This window comes from Allochromatium palmeri, assembly GCF_009720725.1.
In the GTDB taxonomy this organism is placed as follows: domain Bacteria; phylum Pseudomonadota; class Gammaproteobacteria; order Chromatiales; family Chromatiaceae; genus Thermochromatium; species Thermochromatium palmeri.
The window spans coordinates 1-17,995 of record NZ_WNKT01000058.1; the positions used below are offsets into that span (position 1 = coordinate 1).

26 protein-coding genes and 1 pseudogene are annotated in these 17,995 nt (G+C 61.7%); 20 read left to right on the forward strand and 7 right to left on the reverse strand.

Annotated elements, in window-relative coordinates:
- The coding region (locus GJ668_RS17770) for an integrase core domain-containing protein (protein WP_155451457.1) at positions 1-237 on the forward strand (237 nt) is incomplete at its 5' end.
- A 161-nt stretch (positions 238-398) separates the two neighbouring features.
- On the opposite strand, the gene GJ668_RS17775 is transcribed toward GJ668_RS17770, so the two are convergent.
- The 5 genes from GJ668_RS17775 to GJ668_RS17795 all read right to left on the reverse strand — a co-directional run bounded on the left by GJ668_RS17775 (position 399) and on the right by GJ668_RS17795 (position 4,308).
- On the reverse strand, positions 399-821 hold the full coding sequence (locus GJ668_RS17775) for a PIN domain-containing protein (protein ID WP_155451458.1): 423 nt from the start codon (positions 819-821) through the stop codon (positions 399-401).
- Positions 811-1,020 carry a hypothetical protein gene (locus GJ668_RS17780; RefSeq protein WP_155451459.1) on the reverse strand — a complete coding sequence of 70 codons (210 nt, stop codon included), beginning with the start codon at positions 1,018-1,020 and terminating at the stop codon, positions 811-813. The genes GJ668_RS17775 and GJ668_RS17780 overlap by 11 nt, the downstream gene beginning before the upstream one ends.
- Positions 1,021-1,025: 5 nt before the next feature.
- Complete coding sequence (locus tag GJ668_RS17785) at positions 1,026-2,021, reverse strand: hypothetical protein (RefSeq protein ID WP_155451460.1); 996 nt, start codon at positions 2,019-2,021, stop codon at positions 1,026-1,028.
- Positions 2,022-2,164: 143 nt separating this feature from the next.
- Positions 2,165-2,458 (reverse strand): hypothetical protein, encoded by a 294-nt coding sequence (locus tag GJ668_RS17790; protein WP_425482509.1) that lies wholly within the window; start codon positions 2,456-2,458, stop codon positions 2,165-2,167.
- A gap of 47 nt (positions 2,459-2,505) precedes the next feature.
- Positions 2,506-4,308, reverse strand: a complete 1,803-nt coding sequence (locus GJ668_RS17795; protein WP_155451461.1) for an Eco57I restriction-modification methylase domain-containing protein — start codon at positions 4,306-4,308, stop codon at positions 2,506-2,508.
- A 139-nt stretch (positions 4,309-4,447) separates the two neighbouring features.
- Between GJ668_RS17795 and GJ668_RS17800 the strand changes: the two genes are divergently transcribed.
- The 10 genes from GJ668_RS17800 to GJ668_RS17845 all read left to right on the forward strand — a co-directional run bounded on the left by GJ668_RS17800 (position 4,448) and on the right by GJ668_RS17845 (position 12,955).
- Entirely contained in the window at positions 4,448-5,026 is a 579-nt protein-coding gene (locus GJ668_RS17800) for a TerD family protein (protein WP_155451462.1), read from the forward strand.
- A 99-nt stretch (positions 5,027-5,125) separates the two neighbouring features.
- Positions 5,126-5,812, forward strand: coding sequence for a TIGR00266 family protein (locus GJ668_RS17805; RefSeq protein ID WP_155451463.1), 687 nt, complete (start codon positions 5,126-5,128; stop codon positions 5,810-5,812).
- A 131-nt stretch (positions 5,813-5,943) separates the two neighbouring features.
- Positions 5,944-6,540, forward strand: coding sequence for a TerD family protein (locus tag GJ668_RS17810; RefSeq protein WP_155451464.1), 597 nt, complete (start codon positions 5,944-5,946; stop codon positions 6,538-6,540).
- 48 nt (positions 6,541-6,588) lie between these two features.
- On the forward strand, positions 6,589-7,776 hold the full coding sequence (locus GJ668_RS17815; protein ID WP_155451465.1) for a phosphoribosyltransferase domain-containing protein: 1,188 nt from the start codon (positions 6,589-6,591) through the stop codon (positions 7,774-7,776).
- A 50-nt stretch (positions 7,777-7,826) separates the two neighbouring features.
- Positions 7,827-8,402: a TerD family protein gene (locus GJ668_RS17820; RefSeq protein ID WP_155451466.1), complete on the forward strand. Its 576-nt coding sequence runs from the start codon at positions 7,827-7,829 to the stop codon at positions 8,400-8,402.
- Positions 8,402-9,595 carry a TerD family protein gene (locus GJ668_RS17825; RefSeq protein WP_155451467.1) on the forward strand — a complete coding sequence of 398 codons (1,194 nt, stop codon included), beginning with the start codon at positions 8,402-8,404 and terminating at the stop codon, positions 9,593-9,595. The genes GJ668_RS17820 and GJ668_RS17825 overlap by 1 nt, the downstream gene beginning before the upstream one ends.
- Before the next feature lie 128 nt (positions 9,596-9,723).
- A complete protein-coding gene (locus GJ668_RS17830) occupies positions 9,724-10,176 on the forward strand; it encodes a tellurite resistance TerB family protein (RefSeq protein ID WP_155451468.1) in 453 nt (150 codons plus the stop codon).
- Positions 10,177-10,178: 2 nt separating this feature from the next.
- A complete protein-coding gene (locus GJ668_RS17835) occupies positions 10,179-10,937 on the forward strand; it encodes an HAD family hydrolase (protein WP_186343184.1) in 759 nt (252 codons plus the stop codon).
- Between the two features lie 64 nt (positions 10,938-11,001).
- Entirely contained in the window at positions 11,002-12,090 is a 1,089-nt protein-coding gene (locus tag GJ668_RS17840) for a cysteine protease StiP family protein (RefSeq protein WP_343032244.1), read from the forward strand.
- Positions 12,083-12,955 (forward strand): HpcH/HpaI aldolase/citrate lyase family protein, encoded by an 873-nt coding sequence (locus tag GJ668_RS17845; RefSeq protein ID WP_155451471.1) that lies wholly within the window; start codon positions 12,083-12,085, stop codon positions 12,953-12,955. The genes GJ668_RS17840 and GJ668_RS17845 overlap by 8 nt, the downstream gene beginning before the upstream one ends.
- Before the next feature lie 17 nt (positions 12,956-12,972).
- Here GJ668_RS17845 and GJ668_RS17850 read toward each other — a convergent pair whose 3' ends face one another.
- Positions 12,973-13,677 carry a response regulator gene (locus GJ668_RS17850; protein ID WP_155451472.1) on the reverse strand — a complete coding sequence of 235 codons (705 nt, stop codon included), beginning with the start codon at positions 13,675-13,677 and terminating at the stop codon, positions 12,973-12,975.
- Between the two features lie 43 nt (positions 13,678-13,720).
- Positions 13,721-15,196 carry an ATP-binding protein gene (locus GJ668_RS17855; protein ID WP_155451473.1) on the reverse strand — a complete coding sequence of 492 codons (1,476 nt, stop codon included), beginning with the start codon at positions 15,194-15,196 and terminating at the stop codon, positions 13,721-13,723.
- A gap of 318 nt (positions 15,197-15,514) precedes the next feature.
- Here GJ668_RS17855 and GJ668_RS17860 point away from each other — a divergent pair, with 318 nt between their 5' ends.
- The 9 genes and pseudogenes from GJ668_RS17860 to GJ668_RS17900 form a co-directional block, all read left to right on the forward strand.
- Positions 15,515-15,937, forward strand: a complete 423-nt coding sequence (locus GJ668_RS17860) for a hypothetical protein (RefSeq protein WP_186343185.1) — start codon at positions 15,515-15,517, stop codon at positions 15,935-15,937.
- A 211-nt stretch (positions 15,938-16,148) separates the two neighbouring features.
- A complete protein-coding gene (gene pufB, locus GJ668_RS17865; protein WP_007042216.1) occupies positions 16,149-16,292 on the forward strand; it encodes a light-harvesting antenna LH1, beta subunit in 144 nt (47 codons plus the stop codon).
- 16 nt (positions 16,293-16,308) lie between these two features.
- Positions 16,309-16,515 carry a light-harvesting antenna LH1, alpha subunit gene (pufA, locus tag GJ668_RS17870; RefSeq protein ID WP_155451475.1) on the forward strand — a complete coding sequence of 69 codons (207 nt, stop codon included), beginning with the start codon at positions 16,309-16,311 and terminating at the stop codon, positions 16,513-16,515.
- Between the two features lie 108 nt (positions 16,516-16,623).
- On the forward strand, positions 16,624-16,764 hold the full coding sequence (gene pufB, locus GJ668_RS17875; RefSeq protein ID WP_007043386.1) for a light-harvesting antenna LH1, beta subunit: 141 nt from the start codon (positions 16,624-16,626) through the stop codon (positions 16,762-16,764).
- Positions 16,765-16,800: 36 nt separating this feature from the next.
- Positions 16,801-16,962: a light-harvesting antenna LH1, alpha subunit gene (pufA, locus tag GJ668_RS17880; RefSeq protein WP_155451476.1), complete on the forward strand. Its 162-nt coding sequence runs from the start codon at positions 16,801-16,803 to the stop codon at positions 16,960-16,962.
- A gap of 294 nt (positions 16,963-17,256) precedes the next feature.
- On the forward strand, positions 17,257-17,400 hold the full coding sequence (gene pufB / locus GJ668_RS17885; protein WP_007042216.1) for a light-harvesting antenna LH1, beta subunit: 144 nt from the start codon (positions 17,257-17,259) through the stop codon (positions 17,398-17,400).
- Between the two features lie 16 nt (positions 17,401-17,416).
- Positions 17,417-17,623, forward strand: a complete 207-nt coding sequence (pufA, locus tag GJ668_RS17890) for a light-harvesting antenna LH1, alpha subunit (RefSeq protein ID WP_155451477.1) — start codon at positions 17,417-17,419, stop codon at positions 17,621-17,623.
- Positions 17,624-17,731: 108 nt separating this feature from the next.
- Entirely contained in the window at positions 17,732-17,872 is a 141-nt protein-coding gene (gene pufB / locus GJ668_RS17895) for a light-harvesting antenna LH1, beta subunit (RefSeq protein ID WP_012971756.1), read from the forward strand.
- Positions 17,873-17,908: 36 nt separating this feature from the next.
- Positions 17,909-17,995 (forward strand): annotated as a pseudogene (locus GJ668_RS17900) (light-harvesting protein); the annotation flags it as partial.

Sequence of the window (17,995 nt, forward strand, 5' to 3'; positions counted from 1 at the left end):
CGGGCCCTGGACAACATCTTCGTCGAGCGCCTGTGGCGCAGCGTGAAGTACGAGGATGTCTACATCAAGGGCTACGCAAGCCTGCCCGAGCTGCTCCTGGGGTTGAGCGCCTATTTCGCCTTCTACAACAGCCAACGCCCTCACCAGTCCCTCGGCTACCTCACGCCCGATGCCGTCTACCAATCCGGCACCGGTGGCGGAGCGAAGATCGTCGATCGCTTCGCGAGATGGTCATGAAGCGCGGCGCGAATGGCAGATGAGCGTTGAGGATCAGACGGTGACATGCTGTTCTCCGTAACATTAGACTGAAGAATCGACGCAGGCGCGAGAAGCCCCTGGCTTGAGTCGTGGGGTTCATGACGCCGAGCGCAGGCGTCAGCGACTGAACCCCTCACGCCTCAGTTGGATATCACTCGAAACGGATTGCACACGAGCAAACGCCCCTCAATCCGCTGGTCATGCTGAAGATCTTCGGAATACAGCATGGGACATCCCGCATCCAGCGCGCTACTGACGACCAGCGAATCCCACAGCGAGAAGCCATAGCGGTTCCTGATAGCGTGGGCCTGGCGAATGATCAGCACCGAAACCAGGACCACGTCGCAGTGCTGGATCATGGCTTCAAGGTTGCTCTGGATCGCCAGATCCGAGGCCCGATTCTTCAGCATCGCCGCGTAGTATTCGTTCAACACCTGGGTACTCACCACGAAACGATGATCGGACTCAACCAGTGCCCGCGCCAGATCGCCTTTCGGATCCTGGGGCGTCTCCAGGTGCGCGTAGACCCAGATGTTGGTATCGACGAATGGCTCACCGCTCATGCAGTGCCTCCCTGTCTAGAATCACCCGCTCATCAACCCTGACGGTCCAATAACGCGGACCTGCCGTTTCGTTGCGCGGCGCGACAGGCTCGTCGAGTGGCAGGATGATGACCTCAACGCGGCGATGCTGAAGCTCGGGGGGGAGATCAATGTGAAGCTGCGCGGCGGCATCATCGAAGATCTGACGGATGGCATTCATTGCGTTCACCTTTTTTGTGCAAAGCCCAAGACCGGATGATAACGCCAGCCGTTGTCATTGGGCCTCACGGTCGCTGTGCCGAATCGCTCCGCGCAGGTAGCAGGCGATAGCTCCAGTTCCGATGCCAGGGCCGACAACGCGGCCATGTAGTCGGTTATCCCCCACGGCTCGATACGATCGCCCCGGACCAGGGTGTCGGGCAGGTGCTCGCACTGTGATCGGTCCACCGGGATATAAAGATTCTCTCCTCGCCGACCCCCATCCATCACCTGATGCAACAAGGCTTTTTCATCGTCCTCATCCGGCAGCAGGGTCAGGGTGATGTCGCGCGGAAAGGGTTCGATATTCGCCATGCGCACCAGACCGAAGCTGACGCGCTTCCGGGTTTCTGGGTCCACGCTGTGATGGTCGTGATGCAGGTTGATGGCGGCTGATAACACCTGTGGCGCGAAGGCTTGGGCTAGCAGAGGTATGGGGCGGATGCCCTGCAATCCCTGCACAGGCCGCACTGCCGCACGGCGGCGCGGCTTGGCCGCCAAGCGAGCGAGTTCGCCGTGACGACGACGTGCGAATTGCCCATGAGTCTGCGCAAAACTGGCGGCGTCCGAACAATCCTGGGCCTGTTGATGGAACTCATCCATCCAGGCGCAGCAGATCGCGGGTGGCGTCTCGGCGCCAGTCGGGCGCGCGGCACGATTGAGCTGAAAGTGTTGGCGTCCGTTGCGGTACGCCTCGAACAAACCCTGTACCAGAGCGGGCGGCAGGGTGGCCGAACCTCCGACACGGATGGCGAGATCGTCATCGCTCAGCGCCAGCATGTCGCGGAACGCCTTGCCGGTTTGCAGCGTCAAGGTGCGCAATCCCATGGCGAAGGCGCAGCGCATGCCCAGAGCGGGATCGGCCAGCGCGTACATGATGCGGGCGTTGCCGAGCGTCTTGCCGCAACCAGTGGAAGCCATGTTGACGATGAATGCGCCATGCTCGCGTGAGCGTTCGCGCATCCCTCCGGCCAGATCGGATGACCTGTCCTGCCAGCGAAAGCGCTCGTGCTGTGCGCGCTGCCTCAGGCGTTTGCGCCGACCAAGACGCGGCAGATGCTGTTCGAAGCGGGGCAGGAATCGAGCGATCTCAGCGCCGTGCCGGGCTACGCCTCGCTGTGATCCTTGTCACGAATCCAGTGACACGCGACCGCCGTATTCTTGCGCGCCGTTTTGCGCAGCAGGCGATGCAGCGTCTCCAGACCCTGCTGGGTGATCGGTGTCTGCCAGGTTCGGTCGCCGCGAACAGCGACGTACCGCCACCGCCGCAGAATCCGACCAGCACCCGGCCTTGGCCAGCTCGCGCATCGCCGCCTGGGTGATGGAGGTGCCTGTCCCCAACAGCAGGGAGGTGGTGTTGGCGATGGGAATGTTCCAATACAGTGACTGCTTGCCCTCATCCGTCACGTACTCGACACGTCCGCCGTTGACCAGAACGCGACAATGTTCAAGGTAGTACAGATTGGCTCGCTTGGAATGCAGGATGGTCTTGAGATCCGAGGGTGTAAAACTGTCCACTAATGATGCTCCTTCCTTCGGTGGAGTCGAGGCCATAGAGCCGAAACACCACCTCATCGACAGCGTCCTGACAGCGTTCAAGCGCCACAGCCGCCAGCTCCGAGCGCACATCCTCCGATACATCCGCCCAGTGCGGAATCCGAATCCGTCTGAGCGATGGCGCCTGGACCCTCAGTAAGCCCCCAGCCAGGCGCGTGCCATAGGTCGCGACCATCGCCATAGCCACCGATGAGCGCAGCACCGCCTGAAGCGCGCGCGGTTCCCACTCAGACGTGGTGATGAAGTACAGACTGTGGTGTGGATAGAAGTGCCCTTCATCGAGCAGCACCATCGTCTCGCCCTTGATGTCGGGAATCAGCAGCTTCGGCTGACTGACCAAACTCGGGTCGATGCGGTCGAGGGTGCGATACCAGGCCGCCGGGTTGCGCCTGGCCACATGCCGCCCTTCGACCGCCACCCGGTGCTGTTCGAGATAGGCCGCCAGCCGAGGATGCGCATCGAGATCGACCAGCCCACCATCAGGTTGGAACGGATTGATCACACCCTTGCCATGCCACTGGATCTCGCCATCCACCAGATCCCGGGCCATGACCAGCGGCAGCTTGCAGGCCGGCTCGACCGGCAGGCTTGGATAGTCGTCGATGAAGACGCGATCACAGCCCGTAGCGACGCCGACGCCGACCTTGCAGCCGGCTTCCTCCAGCGTTGGATACATTTCTTCGAGTCGACGGATCAGATCCAGATGTTCACCCGCATCGAGCAGCCAGGGCGCGTCTTTTTTCGCGCCACCGAGCTGAACCTCGGCGACGAGCGCCGCATCCAGCGTGTCGGCACGCAAGGCTGTGACCAGATACGGCAGTTGTTCGACCAGACTCAAGACGCCCGGCTTGACGGTGCGCGTCGCGCTAGGCTTATCAAGGTCGCCTTCGCGACCCGCCCGGCACTCGATAAGCGTAATCGCGGGATAGGCGATGACGTCCGAATGAAAAGCCTCGATGCCTTCGAGATCGATGAAGTGCGTCAGGGCAAAATCCTCGGCAATCTTCTCGCGCAACGGGCCGCCATAGGTGTTTTTCAGCCAGCGGTTGGCGCAGACGAACCCGAGTCGACCATCCGGCGCCAGCCGATCCAGAGCACGCTCGAAGAAGGGCACAGAGAGATCGGCGCGATCGTAGAGCGTGCGAAAACGCTGTCGGTAGGCGCGTCGCAGCGCTTTGGGGAGGCGCTCCTGGGGCAGGTACGGCGGATTGCCGACCACGCAATCGAATTCGCCATCCAGATAACAGAGCAGGAAGTCATCCCGGATCAGCCAGGCCGCACGGAGTTTGCGGGCCGCGCGCCCGGAGAGTCCGGCGGCGATCAACCGCGCCTCGACGGCGCGTGCGGTTTCGTCATAACGGCCAGCATGCAGCTCAACCGCGCGAATGGCAGGGCGCAGTTCGCGCGCGGCCTCGGTCGCCAGTCCGCCGGCCGCGCCATAGGACGCCAGCAAACGCTCGATGGCCGCGAGCAGAAAGTCGCCCCGTCCGAACGCCGGTTCAAGCAAGCGTAAGCGATACAGTGGTCGATCCGGCGTGTAGCCGGCCAGATCCAGGATGGCGTTCACGACCTCGGGCCGACTGAAGACGGCTCCGTGGTCGGCTTCGCCCTGTCGTTGGGCCAGCAATGTTAGCGCGGCTGTGACGGCGGGACAGCGAGCGGTTGGGCCAAGGATGTCGAGCAGTGGACTCATTGAAAATAAGACGATCGATAACGTTGGCAAAATGAAGAATCGTTAAGCTTATACCGCGCGCTGGTCGACTCGACTACACTAGTGCGAATCGTTTCCAAACGACCTCAGTTCCATAACGACCCACAATGAGGAGTCTCCAATGGCCATCAGCTTGCAAAAAGGCGGTAACGTCAGCCTGACCAAGACCGATCCGGGTCTGACCAACGTCCTGGTCGGACTGGGCTGGGACGCGCGCTCCACCGACGGCGCGGCCTTCGATCTGGACGCCAGCGTGTTCCTGGTCGGCGACGACGGTAAGGTGCTGTCGGACGCGCACTTCGTCTTCTACAACCAGAAGACCTCGCCCGATGGCGCCGTGATCCATGCCGGCGACAACACCACGGGCGCCGGCGAGGGTGACGACGAGACCGTCTCCATCAATCTGCCGGGCGTCGAGGCCGGCGTGAAGCGCGTGGTCTTCGCCGTTACCATCCACGAGGCCGAGAGCCGCAAGCAGAACTTTGGCATGGTGCGCAACGCCTTTATGCGCGTGCTCAACAAGGACAGCAGCACCGAACTGGCCCGTTACGATCTCTCCGAGGACTACTCGACCGAGACGGCTATGGTCTTCGGCGAGATCTACCGCAACGGCGATGAGTGGAAGTTCAAGGCCGTCGGCCAGGGCTTCGCCGGTGGTCTGGGCGCGCTGGCCAAGGATCACGGCGTCAACATCGGCTGATTCCGAACCGCCGGTTTCCGGTGATCGGCGGCCGGCAAGAGTGCTGGCGGCTGGTCGCTGGACGCCTCATTGCTTTCACCCGCTAGGGGAGGCCAAGCCATGCCAACCTTCACGGTCACTGGAGAGATCGATCCGTTTCTGCATGTGAGTCTGAGCAAGGGCGAACGGATCTTCTGCGAGTCCGGCGCCATGGTCATGATGGAAGAGCCGTTGCAAGTGAAAGGCCAGATGCGCGGCGGCTTCGGACGTGCGCTCCTGCGGCGTCTGGCCAATGATGAATCCTTCTTCCAACAGGAGATCGAGGCCGTCGGCGGCGATGGCGACTGTCTGCTCTCGCCGACCATGCCCGGCTCGATCGAGCTGCTCGACGTCACCCCCAGTTCGTCTTACACACTGTCCGACAGCAGCTTTCTCGCCGCCGAAGCTGGCGTGCAAGTCAATCCACGGCTCAATACGGTCGGCGGCGGGCTGTTCGGCGGCACCGGCGGTTTCGTCATCATGGAGGCCGTCGGGCAGGGCAAGCTGGCCGTCTCGGGCTTCGGCTCGATCTTCACCCTGGATGTCACGCACGGCCGTGATATCGTCATCGACAACAATCATGCAGTGGCCTGGTCGTCGAGTTTGCTCTACGAAGTCGGGATGCCGCGCACGGGTGGCGGTTTCTTTGGCTCGATCGTCAACTCGGTGACCTCGGGCGAGGGGCTGGTGATCCGCTTTCGCGGCCAGGGCAAGGTCGTCATCTGCTCGCGTAACAAGACCATCTTCCGACCCCAGCAGTCACAGTAACACGACCGCCATTTGCAGCGCCCTGCGCTCGGCTACACTACGGGCCGGCTGGCGCGCACCAATCCAGCCGCCGAACACCACGCATCTCAATCCATCCGCGCCAGGCGCGGTTCAAACGAGGAGTCGCCACCATGGGTATCAGTCTTCAGAAAGGTCAAAAGATCTCGCTCGACAAGGAGGCCGGCGGCGGTCTGACCCGCATCGTCATGGGGCTGGGCTGGGATGCCGCCCAGTCCGGCAAGAGCGGCTTGCTGGGCGGACTGTTCGGTGGTGGTGGCAATGACAGCATCGACCTCGACGCCTCCTGTCTGCTGTTCGACGAGGCGGGTAATCTGGTCGATACGGTCTGGTTCCGTCAGCTCACCAGTCGCGACGGCAGCCTCCATCACACCGGCGACAACCGCACCGGCGAGGGCGCGGGCGACGACGAGCAGATCCAGGTCGATCTCGCAGCGGTACCGGCCAACGTCAAGAGCCTGGTGTTCACCGTCAACAACTACACCGGCCAGGACTTCTCGCAGGTGGCCAACGCCTATTGCCGCATCCTCAACGGGGCCAACAACAGCGAGATCGCCCGCTACGATCTGAGCTGCCAGGGTGGTCACTCGGCCATGCTCATGGCCAAGGTCTATCGTCACAACGGCGAGTGGAAGATGCACGCCATCGGCGAGGTCGGTCAGGGGCGCACCTTCGAACAGCTCCTGCCGCAGATCAAGCCGCATCTGTGAGACCGTCGTAGTCGTAGATACAGTTCCAGTGTCTGATTTGGCCAAGTGATGTTCGATCCGATAAATCCTCCTTGTTTCGCCGCGAGCGCATCAGGTGTCACCGAGCGACGGGTCGTTTTAGACACTGGACTATTACGCGTCCGCGTTCATAACTCTGACTTTGCGTTAGAGGATCTCTGTGGCTTTGCCGCGCGTCATAATCGCAAGCGCGGCTTTCTGTTTCTGAGCAAGGTGCTCGGCAAGCACTGGCCGGTCACGCCGACGCGGATGCGCGAGATCCATGCCCATCTGGCCGGCCAGCTCGACCTGGGCGATGGTCCCTGTCTGTTCATCGCCATGGCTGAAACCGCGACCGGGCTAGGGCAGGGGGTGTTCGAGTCGCGGCTCGAACAGCGGCCTGAGACCGAGGCACTGTTCATCCATTCGACCCGCTATCGGGTCGACGGACGCACGGCACTCGATTTCCAGGAGGCCCATTGTCACGCGCCCGATCAGTTGCTCTATGCTCCGATACGGCCCGAGTTACGGGCGCGCTTCGAGTCGGCACGCGAGCTGGTGCTGATCGACGACGAGATCAGCACCGGCAATACCCTGTGCAATCTGGTCGAGTCCTATCGACGTCTCAATCCCAACATCGAGCGCGTCCACTTCGTCGCCATCACCCAGTTCGGCGGCGCCGACAGCGCGGCGCGTTTCTCCGAACGTCTGGGCCTGCCCGTCGCGTGCGTGGCAGCACTGCATGGCGAGTTCGCCTTCGAGCCGGCCGAGTCCTGGTTCACCGACGCGCCGCCACCCGCCGTCGGCGACAACAGGCGCGCACCACACCAGCTCGCCGAGGATCTGGGGCGGTTCGGCATCGATCGCCCGATCCGGATTCCGCCTGCGGATCTGGAGCGACTGACTGAGGGCTTGGCACCGGATGATTCGATTCTGGTACTGGGCACCGGCGAATTCATGCATCTCGCCTTCCGGGTCGGGCTGGGTCTGGAGTCGCTGGGCTTCAGGGTCGCGGTCCAGGCCACCAGTCGTTCGCCGATTTTGGTCGGCGCCGATGTTGGGTCTCGGCGCATCTTTGCGGATAATTACGGCGAAGGTATCCTCAACTATCTCTACAATGTCGACCCCGAGGACTATGCGCGGATCATCGTCTGTCACGAAACACCGCGCGCCGGACTCGACGACCTGTTGCAAAACCTGGGGCCGCACCATCGGTCCTATAGCGTTGCGTCTAGCTGAGCAGGACGCGATTCGACCACTGACCACTCTGATCTGAAAGGAGCTACGCCATGGCCATCAGTCTGAACAAGGGCGGCAACGTCAATTTGAGCAAGGAAGCCCCCAATCTGGAGAACGTGCTCGTGGGTCTGGGCTGGGACGCGCGCGCCACCGATGGGCAGGACTTCGACCTGGATGCCAGTCTGTTCATGGTCAAGGACGACGGCAAAGTGCCGAGCGATGCCTATTTCATCTTCTACAACCAGCCCAAGTCGCCCGAGGGCGCAATCGAGCACACCGGGGACAATCTCACCGGCTCGGGTGAGGGCGACGATGAGCAGGTACTGGTCACGCTGTCTAAGGTACCAGCCGAGATTCAGCGTCTGGTGGTGGTGGTCACCATCCACGACGCCGATGCACGCCACCAGAACTTCGGTCAGGTCAGCAATGCCTTCGTGCGCATCGTCAATCGCGACAACAATCAGGAAATCGTCCGCTTCGATCTGTCCGAAGACTATTCGACCGAGACGGCCATGATCTTCGGCGAGATCTACCGCCATAGCGGCGATTGGAAATTCCGCGCCGTGGGTCAGGGCTATGCCGGCGGGTTGCGCGCCCTGGCGTTGCAGCACGGAGTCAACGTTTGATGAACCTCTCGCGCGGACAGCGTGCCAAGATCACGGATCTGGTGCCGAACGGTCAGCGCTTCACGCTGGGCGTGTCGATCGACGCGCCCGGCCTGATCCTCGATTTCGCCTGCTTTGGGCTGGATGCCAGGGGTCAGCTCGCCGACGAGCACTACATGACCTTCTTCAACCAGCCGACCTCGCCCTGCGGCGGGGTGGCGCTGTCGGTGCCCTCGGGCGACACGGCCGGGTTTGCGGTCGATCTCGGGCGACTGCCGGCGAGCATCGAGCGTTTGACCGTGACCGCGGCGATCGACGGCGCGGGGACCATGTCGCGGATCGGTCGCGGGCATGTGCGCTTCATGGACGGGGCGAACGAGGCTGGACGCTTCGAGTTCAGCGGCGCGGATTTCGCCGAGGAACGCGCGCTCATGCTGCTGGAGATCTACCGCAAGGACGGCGTCTGGCGGACCTGTGCGCTCGGTCAGGGCTTCAATGGCGGTCTAGCGGCGCTGGTCGCGCACTTCGGCGGCACCGTAGCGACCGAGACCTCGGCTCCACCGCCGCCCGAACCGCCCAAGCCTCAGCCGTCGCCGGTCAATCTCAGCAAGATCACGCTGGAGAAGCGCGGCAACTCGGTCTCGCTGCAAAAGCAGGCCAACACCGCGCATGGCGAGATCCTCATCAATCTCAAATGGCGTTCGCTATCGGGTGCCAAGAAGGGATTTTTGAGCGGCCTCATGGGCTCTAACCGAACCGATCTCGACGTCGGCTGTCTCTACGAGCTGGCCAATGGCGACAAGAGCGCGGTGCAGGCGCTGGGCGACACCTTTGGCGATTACTACCGTCCGCCCTATATCGGACTGGACGCGGACGACCGCACCGGCACCAGCGCCAGCGGCGAGAATCTGCGCATCAACGGCCAGTACTGGGATCAGATCAAGCGTGTCCTGGTCTATGCCTTCATCTACGAGGGCGCGCCCAACTGGGCCGAGGCCGAGGCGCTCATCACGCTCAAGACCCCAGGCCAGCCTGAGATCGAGGTGCAGCTCGACTCACATCGCAACGATCGGCCCATGTGTGCCATTGCGCTGCTCGAAAATCAGGGCGGTTCGATCAAGATCACCAAGCTGGTCGACTACTATCGCGGCCATCTCGACATGGATCAGGCGCATCACTGGGGACTGGATTGGGTGCGGGGCAGCAAGGATTGACCCAGGCGCAATCCGATGTCGAGTGCAACGCCGTTGCGCGTCTATTGAGTGCATTCCCGTGCCGGCCGGACTCAGCCGGTCACAGACTTTCTATCCACGTACGATCGACATCATTCAGGTGACACACCATGGCCTTCCAAGATTTTTTGAACAACCTCAAGCAGAAAGCCGCCGACCTCAAGACCGAGGTCATGAAGTTCAAGAACAAGGACTTCCTGAACGCCGCCATCGGCAGCTCGGTGCTCATCTCCATGGCCGACGGCCATGTCTCCTCCGACGAGAAGCAGAAGATGATGCGCTTCATCGAGAACTACGAGGCGCTGTCGGTGTTCTCCAGCAAGGAGATCATCGAGTCGTTCCAGAACATCATGACCCAGATCGAGTTCGACAAGGATCTGGGCGAGGCCAAGGCCTATGAGTCCATCCATAAGATGAAGGGCAACGACGAGGCCGCGCGTCTGATCGTGCGTCTGGCCATCGCCATCGGCGGCGCGGACGGCAACTTCGACGACAACGAGAAGCGCGTCGCCCGTCGGCTGGCCATGGAGCTAGGTCTGAATCCGGCCGACTTCGAGCTCTGAGCGTGCACCGACTGGTTTTCCTCGATCTGGATGACACCCTGTTCCAGAGCCATCGTAAGTGTCCGAACGACGGGGAGCTGCACCCGACCGCCTATCTGGCTGATGGTCGCGCCCATTCGTTCATGACGGCGCGCCAGCGCTCACTGTGGCAACTGCTGGACGACCAGTCGACGCTCATCCCCACCACGGCGCGGGATCACGACGCCCTGCGCCGGGTGGATCTGCCGTTCCAGAGCTGGTGCATCATCGACTATGGCGGGGTCATTCTGAACCCCGACGGCGAACCCGACAGCGACTGGATGGCGCGCATGGAGGCGTATTCGCATGACTCGCTCGACGAACTCAATGACCTGCTGGATCGGATGCTGACCTTCGTTGCCCGCGAGGGACTGACGATCCGCGCGCGCCTCATCGAGGACTTCGGGGTACCCTTCTATCTGGTCGCCAAGTATCGGGACGCACGCGAATCCGATCTCGACCGGCTGCAGGACGCACTGGCTGTGCCCTGGTTGGCTGAGCGCGCCGGCGCCTATCGGCTGCACCGCAATGGCAACAATCTGGCGATCATCCCGCGCTGGCTCGGCAAAGAACGGGCGGTGCGTCATCTCATCACGCGGCTGGGGCGCGAATGGGGTGAGCTACTGACCATTGGGATCGGTGACAGCCTGATCGATGGGGCCTTTATGGCTGAGTGTGATTACGCCATCACGCCGCGCGGTTCGCAGTTGTTCGAGGCTACACTGTCGCGCGTTCTGATCTGACAGGCGTTCTTGCGATAGCGCCCAAACCACACGTCTTTACGTTATGAATCAAGGACTCGGCCGCGTGCCTTTTTTCGGCAGCTATCGCCCCGAGGATGTTCAGTTCCTGCTCAAACCAATCGACATCGACCCCATCGACGTCGCCGAGAAGGAACGGCTCATCCAGAGCGGGCGACGCCACTACAGCGAGATGCTCAGTCGCGAGTCCTTGCCCTCGGCACGCTATCTGGAGGTCTTCCATCGCGCGCTGGCCATGGGGTTGCGGCCGATGGTCCAGGGCGTGCTCGATCTGGCATCCATCATCGCCGCGCGCCGTCCGAGCGAGATCACCCTGGTTTCGCTGGCGCGCGCGGGCACGCCGGTCGGTGTAGCACTCAAGCATGTGCTGCGCGAGGTCTTCGGGCGCGATTCCGCGCATTATTCGATCTCGATCATCCGCGACCGGGGAATCGACCGAAACGCCCTGCGCTTCATCCTCGATCAAGCCAGGCGTGATCCAGCCGGGCTGGTGTTCGTCGATGGCTGGACCGGCAAGGGCGTGATTGCGCGTGAACTGCGTTCTGCGCTCGACAACTTCGAGCGTGACCAGGGCGTGCGTTTGGACGCCGACCTCTATGCACTGACCGACCTGGCCGGGGTCGGTGTCGCGCCCTCGGATGTGGACTATCTGATCCCGTCGAGCATCCTGAACGCGACGATGTCGGGACTCGTCAGTCGCTCCATCCTCAACGCACACATCGGCCCGGACGATTTCCACGGCTGTGTCTACTATCGCGAATTCGCCGACGCCGATCTCTCGGTGTGGTTTATCGAGCAAGTGCTCTCAGCCGTGCGTGTCCGGCTCGCTGAGGGGTATGCACCACAGACGCGACCGGTTGATCCAGCGCTGGCGCGTGCGCGCTCGGCGGCACTGCTGAGTGCCATCCGCGAGTCGTTCGGAATTCAGGACGCAAACTTCATCAAGCCAGGGATCGGCGAGGCCACGCGCGTGCTGTTGCGCCGGGTGCCCGAGCGCGTCATCATTCGTGACCCAGAAGCTCCGCAGGTCGCTCATCTCCTGGAGCTGGCGCGCGAGAAGGGCGTGCGCTGGCAGGTTGATCGGGCGCTTCCCTACCAGGCCGTTTCTCTCATCAAGGGGGTGAACGATGCTTGACGCCTACCGCCTCGGCGGATCGCTCTATGTGCCCGTGACGCATCGGGATGTGCTGAGCATCGCGAATGGATCGAAATGGCCCGAGCTGCGCTCGGTCATTTTCTGCACCGAGGATGCGGTTGCACCGAAGGCGCTCGAATCCGGCCTGGCCAATCTGCGCGACTGCCTGAGCGCGATGGAGCCGAATCCATCGCTGTTGCGCTTCGTGCGGGTGCGTAATCCCGAAATCCTCGATTGGCTGCTGGCGCTGCCGGGCATCGAGAAGCTCGACGGCTTCGTGCTGCCCAAGTTTGATCTGAGCAATGCCGATCGCTATCTGGAACGGCTCGCCGATTCACAGTATCGGTGCATGCCGACGCTGGAGACGCGCGATGTCTTCGAGCCGGCGCGGATGATGGCGTTGCGCGATCATCTGCTCAAGCGGGGATATCAGGAACGGATTCTGGCGCTGCGCATCGGCGGCAACGATCTCCTGTCGCTGCTCGGTATGCGCCGTCCGCGCGACCGAACCCTCTACCGTACCCCGCTGGGACATACCATCGCCCAACTGGTCACACTCTTCAAGCCCTACGGCTTCCAGCTCACCGCGCCGGTGTTCGAGCACATCGACCATCCCGAGGTACTGCGCGAGGAACTGAGCGACGATATCGCGCACGGTCTCTGCGGCAAGACCGCCATCCACCCCAGCCAACTGCCGCTGATCGAGGCGAGTTTCCAGGTCGCGCCCGCTGATCTGGAAGCGGCGCAGCGTATCCTGGAGGAATCTGAGCGGGCCGTCTTTAAGTTCGAGGGTTCCATGTGCGAACTGGCTACACACAGCCGCTGGGCGCGCCACATCCTCAAACGTACTGCGCTCGATTCCTGACGGCGCGCGGCGAATCGTCACCCCAGCCCGTTGTCCTCAGGCGCTTCATAGCGGTAGCCAACACCGTAGACCGAATGGATCAACTCCTGATCGGGCAGGAGTTCGGTCAGCTTGCGCCGCAGCTTTTTGACGTGACTGTCGATGGTGCGGTCGGAGACGACCCGGTGGTCGCGGTAGATGCGGTCCATGAGCCGATCACGCGAAAAGATGCGTCCAGGCGCACTGTGCAGGGTTTCGAGCAGGGCAAACTCGACAGCCGTGAGTTCGATTTCGGCCTCACCCGCGCGCACCCGTAGTTCCTCGCGATGCAGATGCAGCGGCCCCTGATCGGCCGGCGGTTCGGGTGCCAGAGTGCGCCTGAGCACCGCCTTGACGCGGGCCACCAGCTCGCGTGGGCTGTAGGGTTTGCAGACATAGTCGTCGGCGCCGAGTTCGAGTCCGAGCAACCGGTCGATCTCCTCGACCCGGGCCGTGGTCATGATGATCGGCACCTGGCTCTCGGCGCGGATCTCGCGGCAGATGTCCAGTCCATCCTTGCCGGGCAGCATCAGATCCAGCAGGATCAGGTCAGGGCGTTCGCGTCGCGCCCAGGCGACGACTTCATGGCCCTCGGCCAGATGCTCGACACGGTGGCCGGCAGCCCTGAGATAGTCGGCGACCAGCCGGGCGAGTCGTTCCTCGTCCTCGACAATCAGGATGGTGGCCATGTCGGTCGTTTGCATGATGCTCTCCTCGCGCGCTCCGCGTTTTCTGAGGGCTGACATTTTAGGCGGACCGGCGTGAGACCGGCAGCGTTACGCGAATCCAGAGTCCGCCCTGCGGGGCGGTGTCTGCGGTGATGGTGCCGCCATGGGCCTCGACGACGTTGCGCGCGATGGCCAGTCCGAGTCCAGCCCCGCCTGTGTGCCGATTGCGCGAACCCTCGACCCGATAGAGCCGCTCGAAGAGTCGTGGTAGGGCTTCGAGCGGAACACCGGGCGCGCTGTCTTGAAAATCGATGATGATTTGCTGGGCGTCCTGCCACAGTTGAATACGCAGTGCGCCGCCTGGATCGGTGTATTTGAGACTGTTGCCGAGCAGATTGCGAAAGAGCTGCGAGAGCCGTTGGGCGTCGACGCTGATTTGAGCCGGTATGCTCAATGGAGCGTTGAAATCGAGCCTGAGTCCGGCGTCTCGGAAGGCGTGCGCGAAGGCCTCGACATCGGCGCTCAGGATCTCGGTGACATCGCTGTCGGCAAAGCGATAGCCGAGCGCGCCCATATCGGTGGTGGTCAGCTCGTAGAGATCGTCGACCAAGCGCCCCAGACGCAGCGTATCGCCATGCAGGGCATCGAGTGCGTCGCGATCGACGGGCCGCAGGCCATCCTGCAGGGCTTCGAGTTCAGCGCGCAGCAGCGCAATCGGCGTGCGCAACTCATGCGAGATATCGGCGGCCCAGCGTTGACGGGCCTGTTCGTTGCGCTCCAGCGCGGCGGACAGGGCGTTGATGTCTTGTCCCAGGCGGGCGAGTTCGTCGTGTCCGCGCACTGGCACCCGCGCGCTGAAGTCGCCGGTGGCCAGCCGTCGGGCCACGTCCTGGAAATCACGCACGGGACGCACGAGTCGACTGGAGAGCGGATAGGCGAGGGCGGCGGCGAGCAACAGCATGGCCAGAGCGATGATCCAGAGCCGGTCGCCCAGGGTGGCGCGAAAACGTAATTCAGCCGATTCAGGCACCGGCGAGCCGGGGAGCAGCGCCAGTTCGCCGATGCGTCGGCCATCGGCGTTTACGGGGTAGCGGCGGGTGTCGGCGAGTAATTCGGGACGGCCATAGAGGATGTCGCCCTGAGCGTCGAGCAGCATGAGTCGCAGTTCCAGTGGCGTCGGGCGCTCGCGCTGCTGGATGCGGTCGAGTGCGCTCTGGGACGGCCAGGCGCGTGGATTGGAGCCGGTCTCACGCATCCAGTGCGGCCCGCGCTCCGGGCGTTCGGAGCGTGGCTCGCGCCAGGGGTCGCGCCGTCCGTTCAGGGCATAGAGCCAGAAGTTCCGATCCTCGATCAGCGGACGCCAGGATTGCTCGCGCTGATACAGATCGACCAGCCGCTCGACGACGCGCGCGATACGCTCCTGTTCGCGCGCATCGGCAAACTCGACCAGCCCGCGCTGAAACGACCATTGCACGAAGGCGTGCGATCCGGCGAGCACCACCACGCAGGCGAGCAGGAGTGTCAGAAAGACCTTGGAATGGATCGATAATCGCATAACGGGGCATAGTGGCGGCGGAGCTTGCAAGAAAAATGGAGGCGGTTTGGATCGCTGGACAGCCACATCGAGGCCATTGATCGTCATCGATGAGCCGCCGGACCGATCTGTCGGGCCGCGCGACACGGTGACAAGCCTGGCAGCGAGCAATACAATCCCCTGAATCTTGTGGGCAAACCCGTTTTGCATCGCTCGCGACGGTGCCCGTCATCTGACGCTTTCACCCCCGCGCGTCGTCTCCAGGCATGACGCTTCATGCCGCCGTCTTGACGATGTGTCAAAGCCCGTTCGTTGACCCGAATCAGAGAGGAATTGCACGTGAAGTTTGCGGCTAAAAGAACCTGGCCAGACAAGGCGCCTACCTGGGAACACCAAGACGACGCGGACGATGCGTCATCCTTTGCGTTGGAGTTCGCGACACTCGAACAGCTGGCGGTCGATACCGAGTTCGTCGTCATGTGCAAGGAGGGCAGCGGACAGGAGGTTCAGTTCTTCCGGGTTGCGGCTACGGCACCCTATCGCCTGGAACCCGCCGAGTCCCGCACCGCGACCGCCGCGAGTGCGCCAGCCGACAGCGCCAGTCCGGCGGTGGAGACAGCCGAGGAGGATGAGTCCGCGGCGGCTGGGCTGCCCAATCTCAGCCCGGTTATCTCGATGATCTTCTACATGGGCAAGGTAGCCTTCATTGCGACGGCAGGCATCGCGCTCATGGCTTTTGTCATCGGCTATTTCAGAGGCTAAGCCCCTCTGGAGCGATCGATGTCATTTCATTTGTAAAACAGACTTGACATCTGCCGGTGTCAAGCTAAGATGACACCCCAGGATCTCGATGGATCCTAAAGATTTCAAGTCCGAGAAGTTGGACATGGTGTGCATCCGGCGGTCAGTTGTCACTTAGATCCGCCGCAGGTGCGAATGGCGACATCACATATCCAGAGTATGGAGGCCAACAATGGCTGATATGAAGAGTCTGTCGGGTCTGACCGAGCAGCAGGCGAAAGAATTCCACGAGCAGTTCAAGGTGACCTACACCGCGTTTGTGGGTCTGGCCGCTCTGGCACATCTGTTCGTCATCGCGGCGAATCCTTGGTGGTAATTGAGAGGTATTGAAAATGGCTATCGAATTCATGGGTTACAAGCCTCTCGAAAACGACTACAAGTTCTGGCTGGTCGTCAATCCGACTACTTGGCTGATCCCGACGCTGATCGCTGTGGCGCTGACCGCCATCCTGATCCACGTCGTGGCTTTCGGTCTGGAAGGTCAGGGCTGGCACGCTCCGGCTCCGGTCGCTGTCGAAGCAGCTCCGGCGGCTGAGTAAGTACCGAATTCATCTCGTCGCGACGCTTCACCTAACTGAAAGTCGCGGTGGAATCATCGTCCTCTGGTAATGCAGAGGCACTCATTCATCCCTTTGGGAGATCAAACGATGGCCGAGCAATCCTTGTCGGGTTTGACCGATCAGCAGGCGAAGGAATTCCACGAGCAGTTCAAAGTGACCTACACCGCATTCGTCGGTCTGGCCGCTCTGGCTCACCTGTTCGTGATCGCCGCCAATCCTTGGTGGTAAACCGGTTTTAATTCTCTCTCTATAGAGGAACATACAATGAGCGACGTCGCAAAGCCGAAGAACCCCGAAGACGATTGGAAGATCTGGCTGGTTGTCAATCCGGCTACCTGGCTGATGCCCATCCTGCTGACCGTGCTGGCTGTTGCCATCGCTGTTCACTGGGTTGTGTTTGCAGTTGGCCTGGGCTGGGGCGCTTAATCGCGTAACAGTTTGATTCCAGAAGTTTCTTCTGGAGCCAAGAAACCGGATCGAGCCTTGGGTTCGATCCGGTTTTCTTTTGTCCGGATTTTTTCTTCACCTGAATCAAGAATTCAGTGTCTAAAGTGCTTGACATACGCGCGTGTCAAGTTAAGATGACACACAGGATCCAGCTAGGGATCCTGAGGTATCAAGAACCGACTGGGGTATGCCAAGGTTCCGTTCAGCGGCGTCATGTTGGCATCGTCCCAATCGGCATCGTAAGTGCGATATCAGTATCAACGGAGGCCAACAATGGCTGATATGAAGAGTCTGTCGGGTCTGACCGAACAGCAGGCGAAAGAATTCCACGAGCAGTTCAAGGTGACCTACACCGCATTCGTCGGTCTGGCCGCTCTGGCACATCTGTTCGTCATCGCGGCGAATCCTTGGTGGTAATTGAGAGGTATTGAAAATGGCTATCGAATTCATGGGTTACAAGCCTCTCGAAAACGACTACAAGTTCTGGCTGGTCGTCAATCCAGCTACCTGGCTGATCCCGACGCTGATCGCTGTGGCGCTGACCGCCATCCTGATCCACGTCGTGGCTTTCGGTCTGGACGGTCAGGGCTGGAGTGCTCCGGCTCCGGTCGCTGTCGAAGCAGCTCCGGCGGCTGAGTAAGTACCGAATTCATCTCGTCGCGACGCTTCACCTAACTGAAAGTCGCGGTGGAATCATCGTCCTCTGGTAATGCAGAGGCACTCATTCATCCCTTTGGGAGATCAAACGATGGCCGAGCAATCCTTGTCGGGTCTGACCGAACAGCAGGCGAAAGAATTCCACGAGCAGTTCAAAGTGACCTACACCGCATTCGTCGGTCTGGCCGCTCTGGCTCACCTGTTCGTGATCGCCGCCAATCCTTGGTGGTAAACCGGTTTTAATTCTCTCTCTATAGAGGAACATACAATGAGCGACGTCGCAAAGCCGAAGAACCCCGAAGACGATTGGAAGATCTGGCTGGTTGTCAATCCGGCTACCTGGCTGATGCCCATC

Excerpts from the sequence above, each read along its gene's own strand:
- pufA (WP_155451475.1), top strand. The coding sequence starts at position 16,309 with ATGGCTATCGAATTCATGGGTTACAAGCCTCTCGAAAACGACTACAAG.
- pufA (WP_155451476.1), top strand. The coding sequence starts at position 16,801 with ATGAGCGACGTCGCAAAGCCGAAGAACCCCGAAGACGATTGGAAGATC.
- pufB (WP_007043386.1), top strand. The coding sequence starts at position 16,624 with ATGGCCGAGCAATCCTTGTCGGGTTTGACCGATCAGCAGGCGAAGGAA.
- GJ668_RS17805 (WP_155451463.1), top strand. The coding sequence starts at position 5,126 with ATGCCAACCTTCACGGTCACTGGAGAGATCGATCCGTTTCTGCATGTG.
- pufA (WP_155451477.1), top strand. The coding sequence starts at position 17,417 with ATGGCTATCGAATTCATGGGTTACAAGCCTCTCGAAAACGACTACAAG.
- pufB (WP_012971756.1), top strand. The coding sequence starts at position 17,732 with ATGGCCGAGCAATCCTTGTCGGGTCTGACCGAACAGCAGGCGAAAGAA.
- GJ668_RS17845 (WP_155451471.1), top strand. The coding sequence starts at position 12,083 with ATGCTTGACGCCTACCGCCTCGGCGGATCGCTCTATGTGCCCGTGACG.
- GJ668_RS17855 (WP_155451473.1), bottom strand. The coding sequence starts at position 15,196 with ATGCGATTATCGATCCATTCCAAGGTCTTTCTGACACTCCTGCTCGCC.
- GJ668_RS17790 (WP_425482509.1), bottom strand. The coding sequence starts at position 2,458 with ATGAGGGCAAGCAGTCACTGTATTGGAACATTCCCATCGCCAACACCA.
- GJ668_RS17800 (WP_155451462.1), top strand. The coding sequence starts at position 4,448 with ATGGCCATCAGCTTGCAAAAAGGCGGTAACGTCAGCCTGACCAAGACC.
- GJ668_RS17810 (WP_155451464.1), top strand. The coding sequence starts at position 5,944 with ATGGGTATCAGTCTTCAGAAAGGTCAAAAGATCTCGCTCGACAAGGAG.
- GJ668_RS17825 (WP_155451467.1), top strand. The coding sequence starts at position 8,402 with ATGAACCTCTCGCGCGGACAGCGTGCCAAGATCACGGATCTGGTGCCG.
- GJ668_RS17850 (WP_155451472.1), bottom strand. The coding sequence starts at position 13,677 with ATGCAAACGACCGACATGGCCACCATCCTGATTGTCGAGGACGAGGAA.
- pufB (WP_007042216.1), top strand. The coding sequence starts at position 17,257 with ATGGCTGATATGAAGAGTCTGTCGGGTCTGACCGAACAGCAGGCGAAA.
- GJ668_RS17815 (WP_155451465.1), top strand. The coding sequence starts at position 6,589 with ATGTTCGATCCGATAAATCCTCCTTGTTTCGCCGCGAGCGCATCAGGT.
- GJ668_RS17780 (WP_155451459.1), bottom strand. The coding sequence starts at position 1,020 with ATGAATGCCATCCGTCAGATCTTCGATGATGCCGCCGCGCAGCTTCAC.
- GJ668_RS17795 (WP_155451461.1), bottom strand. The coding sequence starts at position 4,308 with ATGAGTCCACTGCTCGACATCCTTGGCCCAACCGCTCGCTGTCCCGCC.
- GJ668_RS17820 (WP_155451466.1), top strand. The coding sequence starts at position 7,827 with ATGGCCATCAGTCTGAACAAGGGCGGCAACGTCAATTTGAGCAAGGAA.
- GJ668_RS17830 (WP_155451468.1), top strand. The coding sequence starts at position 9,724 with ATGGCCTTCCAAGATTTTTTGAACAACCTCAAGCAGAAAGCCGCCGAC.
- GJ668_RS17785 (WP_155451460.1), bottom strand. The coding sequence starts at position 2,021 with ATGCGCGAACGCTCACGCGAGCATGGCGCATTCATCGTCAACATGGCT.
- pufB (WP_007042216.1), top strand. The coding sequence starts at position 16,149 with ATGGCTGATATGAAGAGTCTGTCGGGTCTGACCGAGCAGCAGGCGAAA.
- GJ668_RS17775 (WP_155451458.1), bottom strand. The coding sequence starts at position 821 with ATGAGCGGTGAGCCATTCGTCGATACCAACATCTGGGTCTACGCGCAC.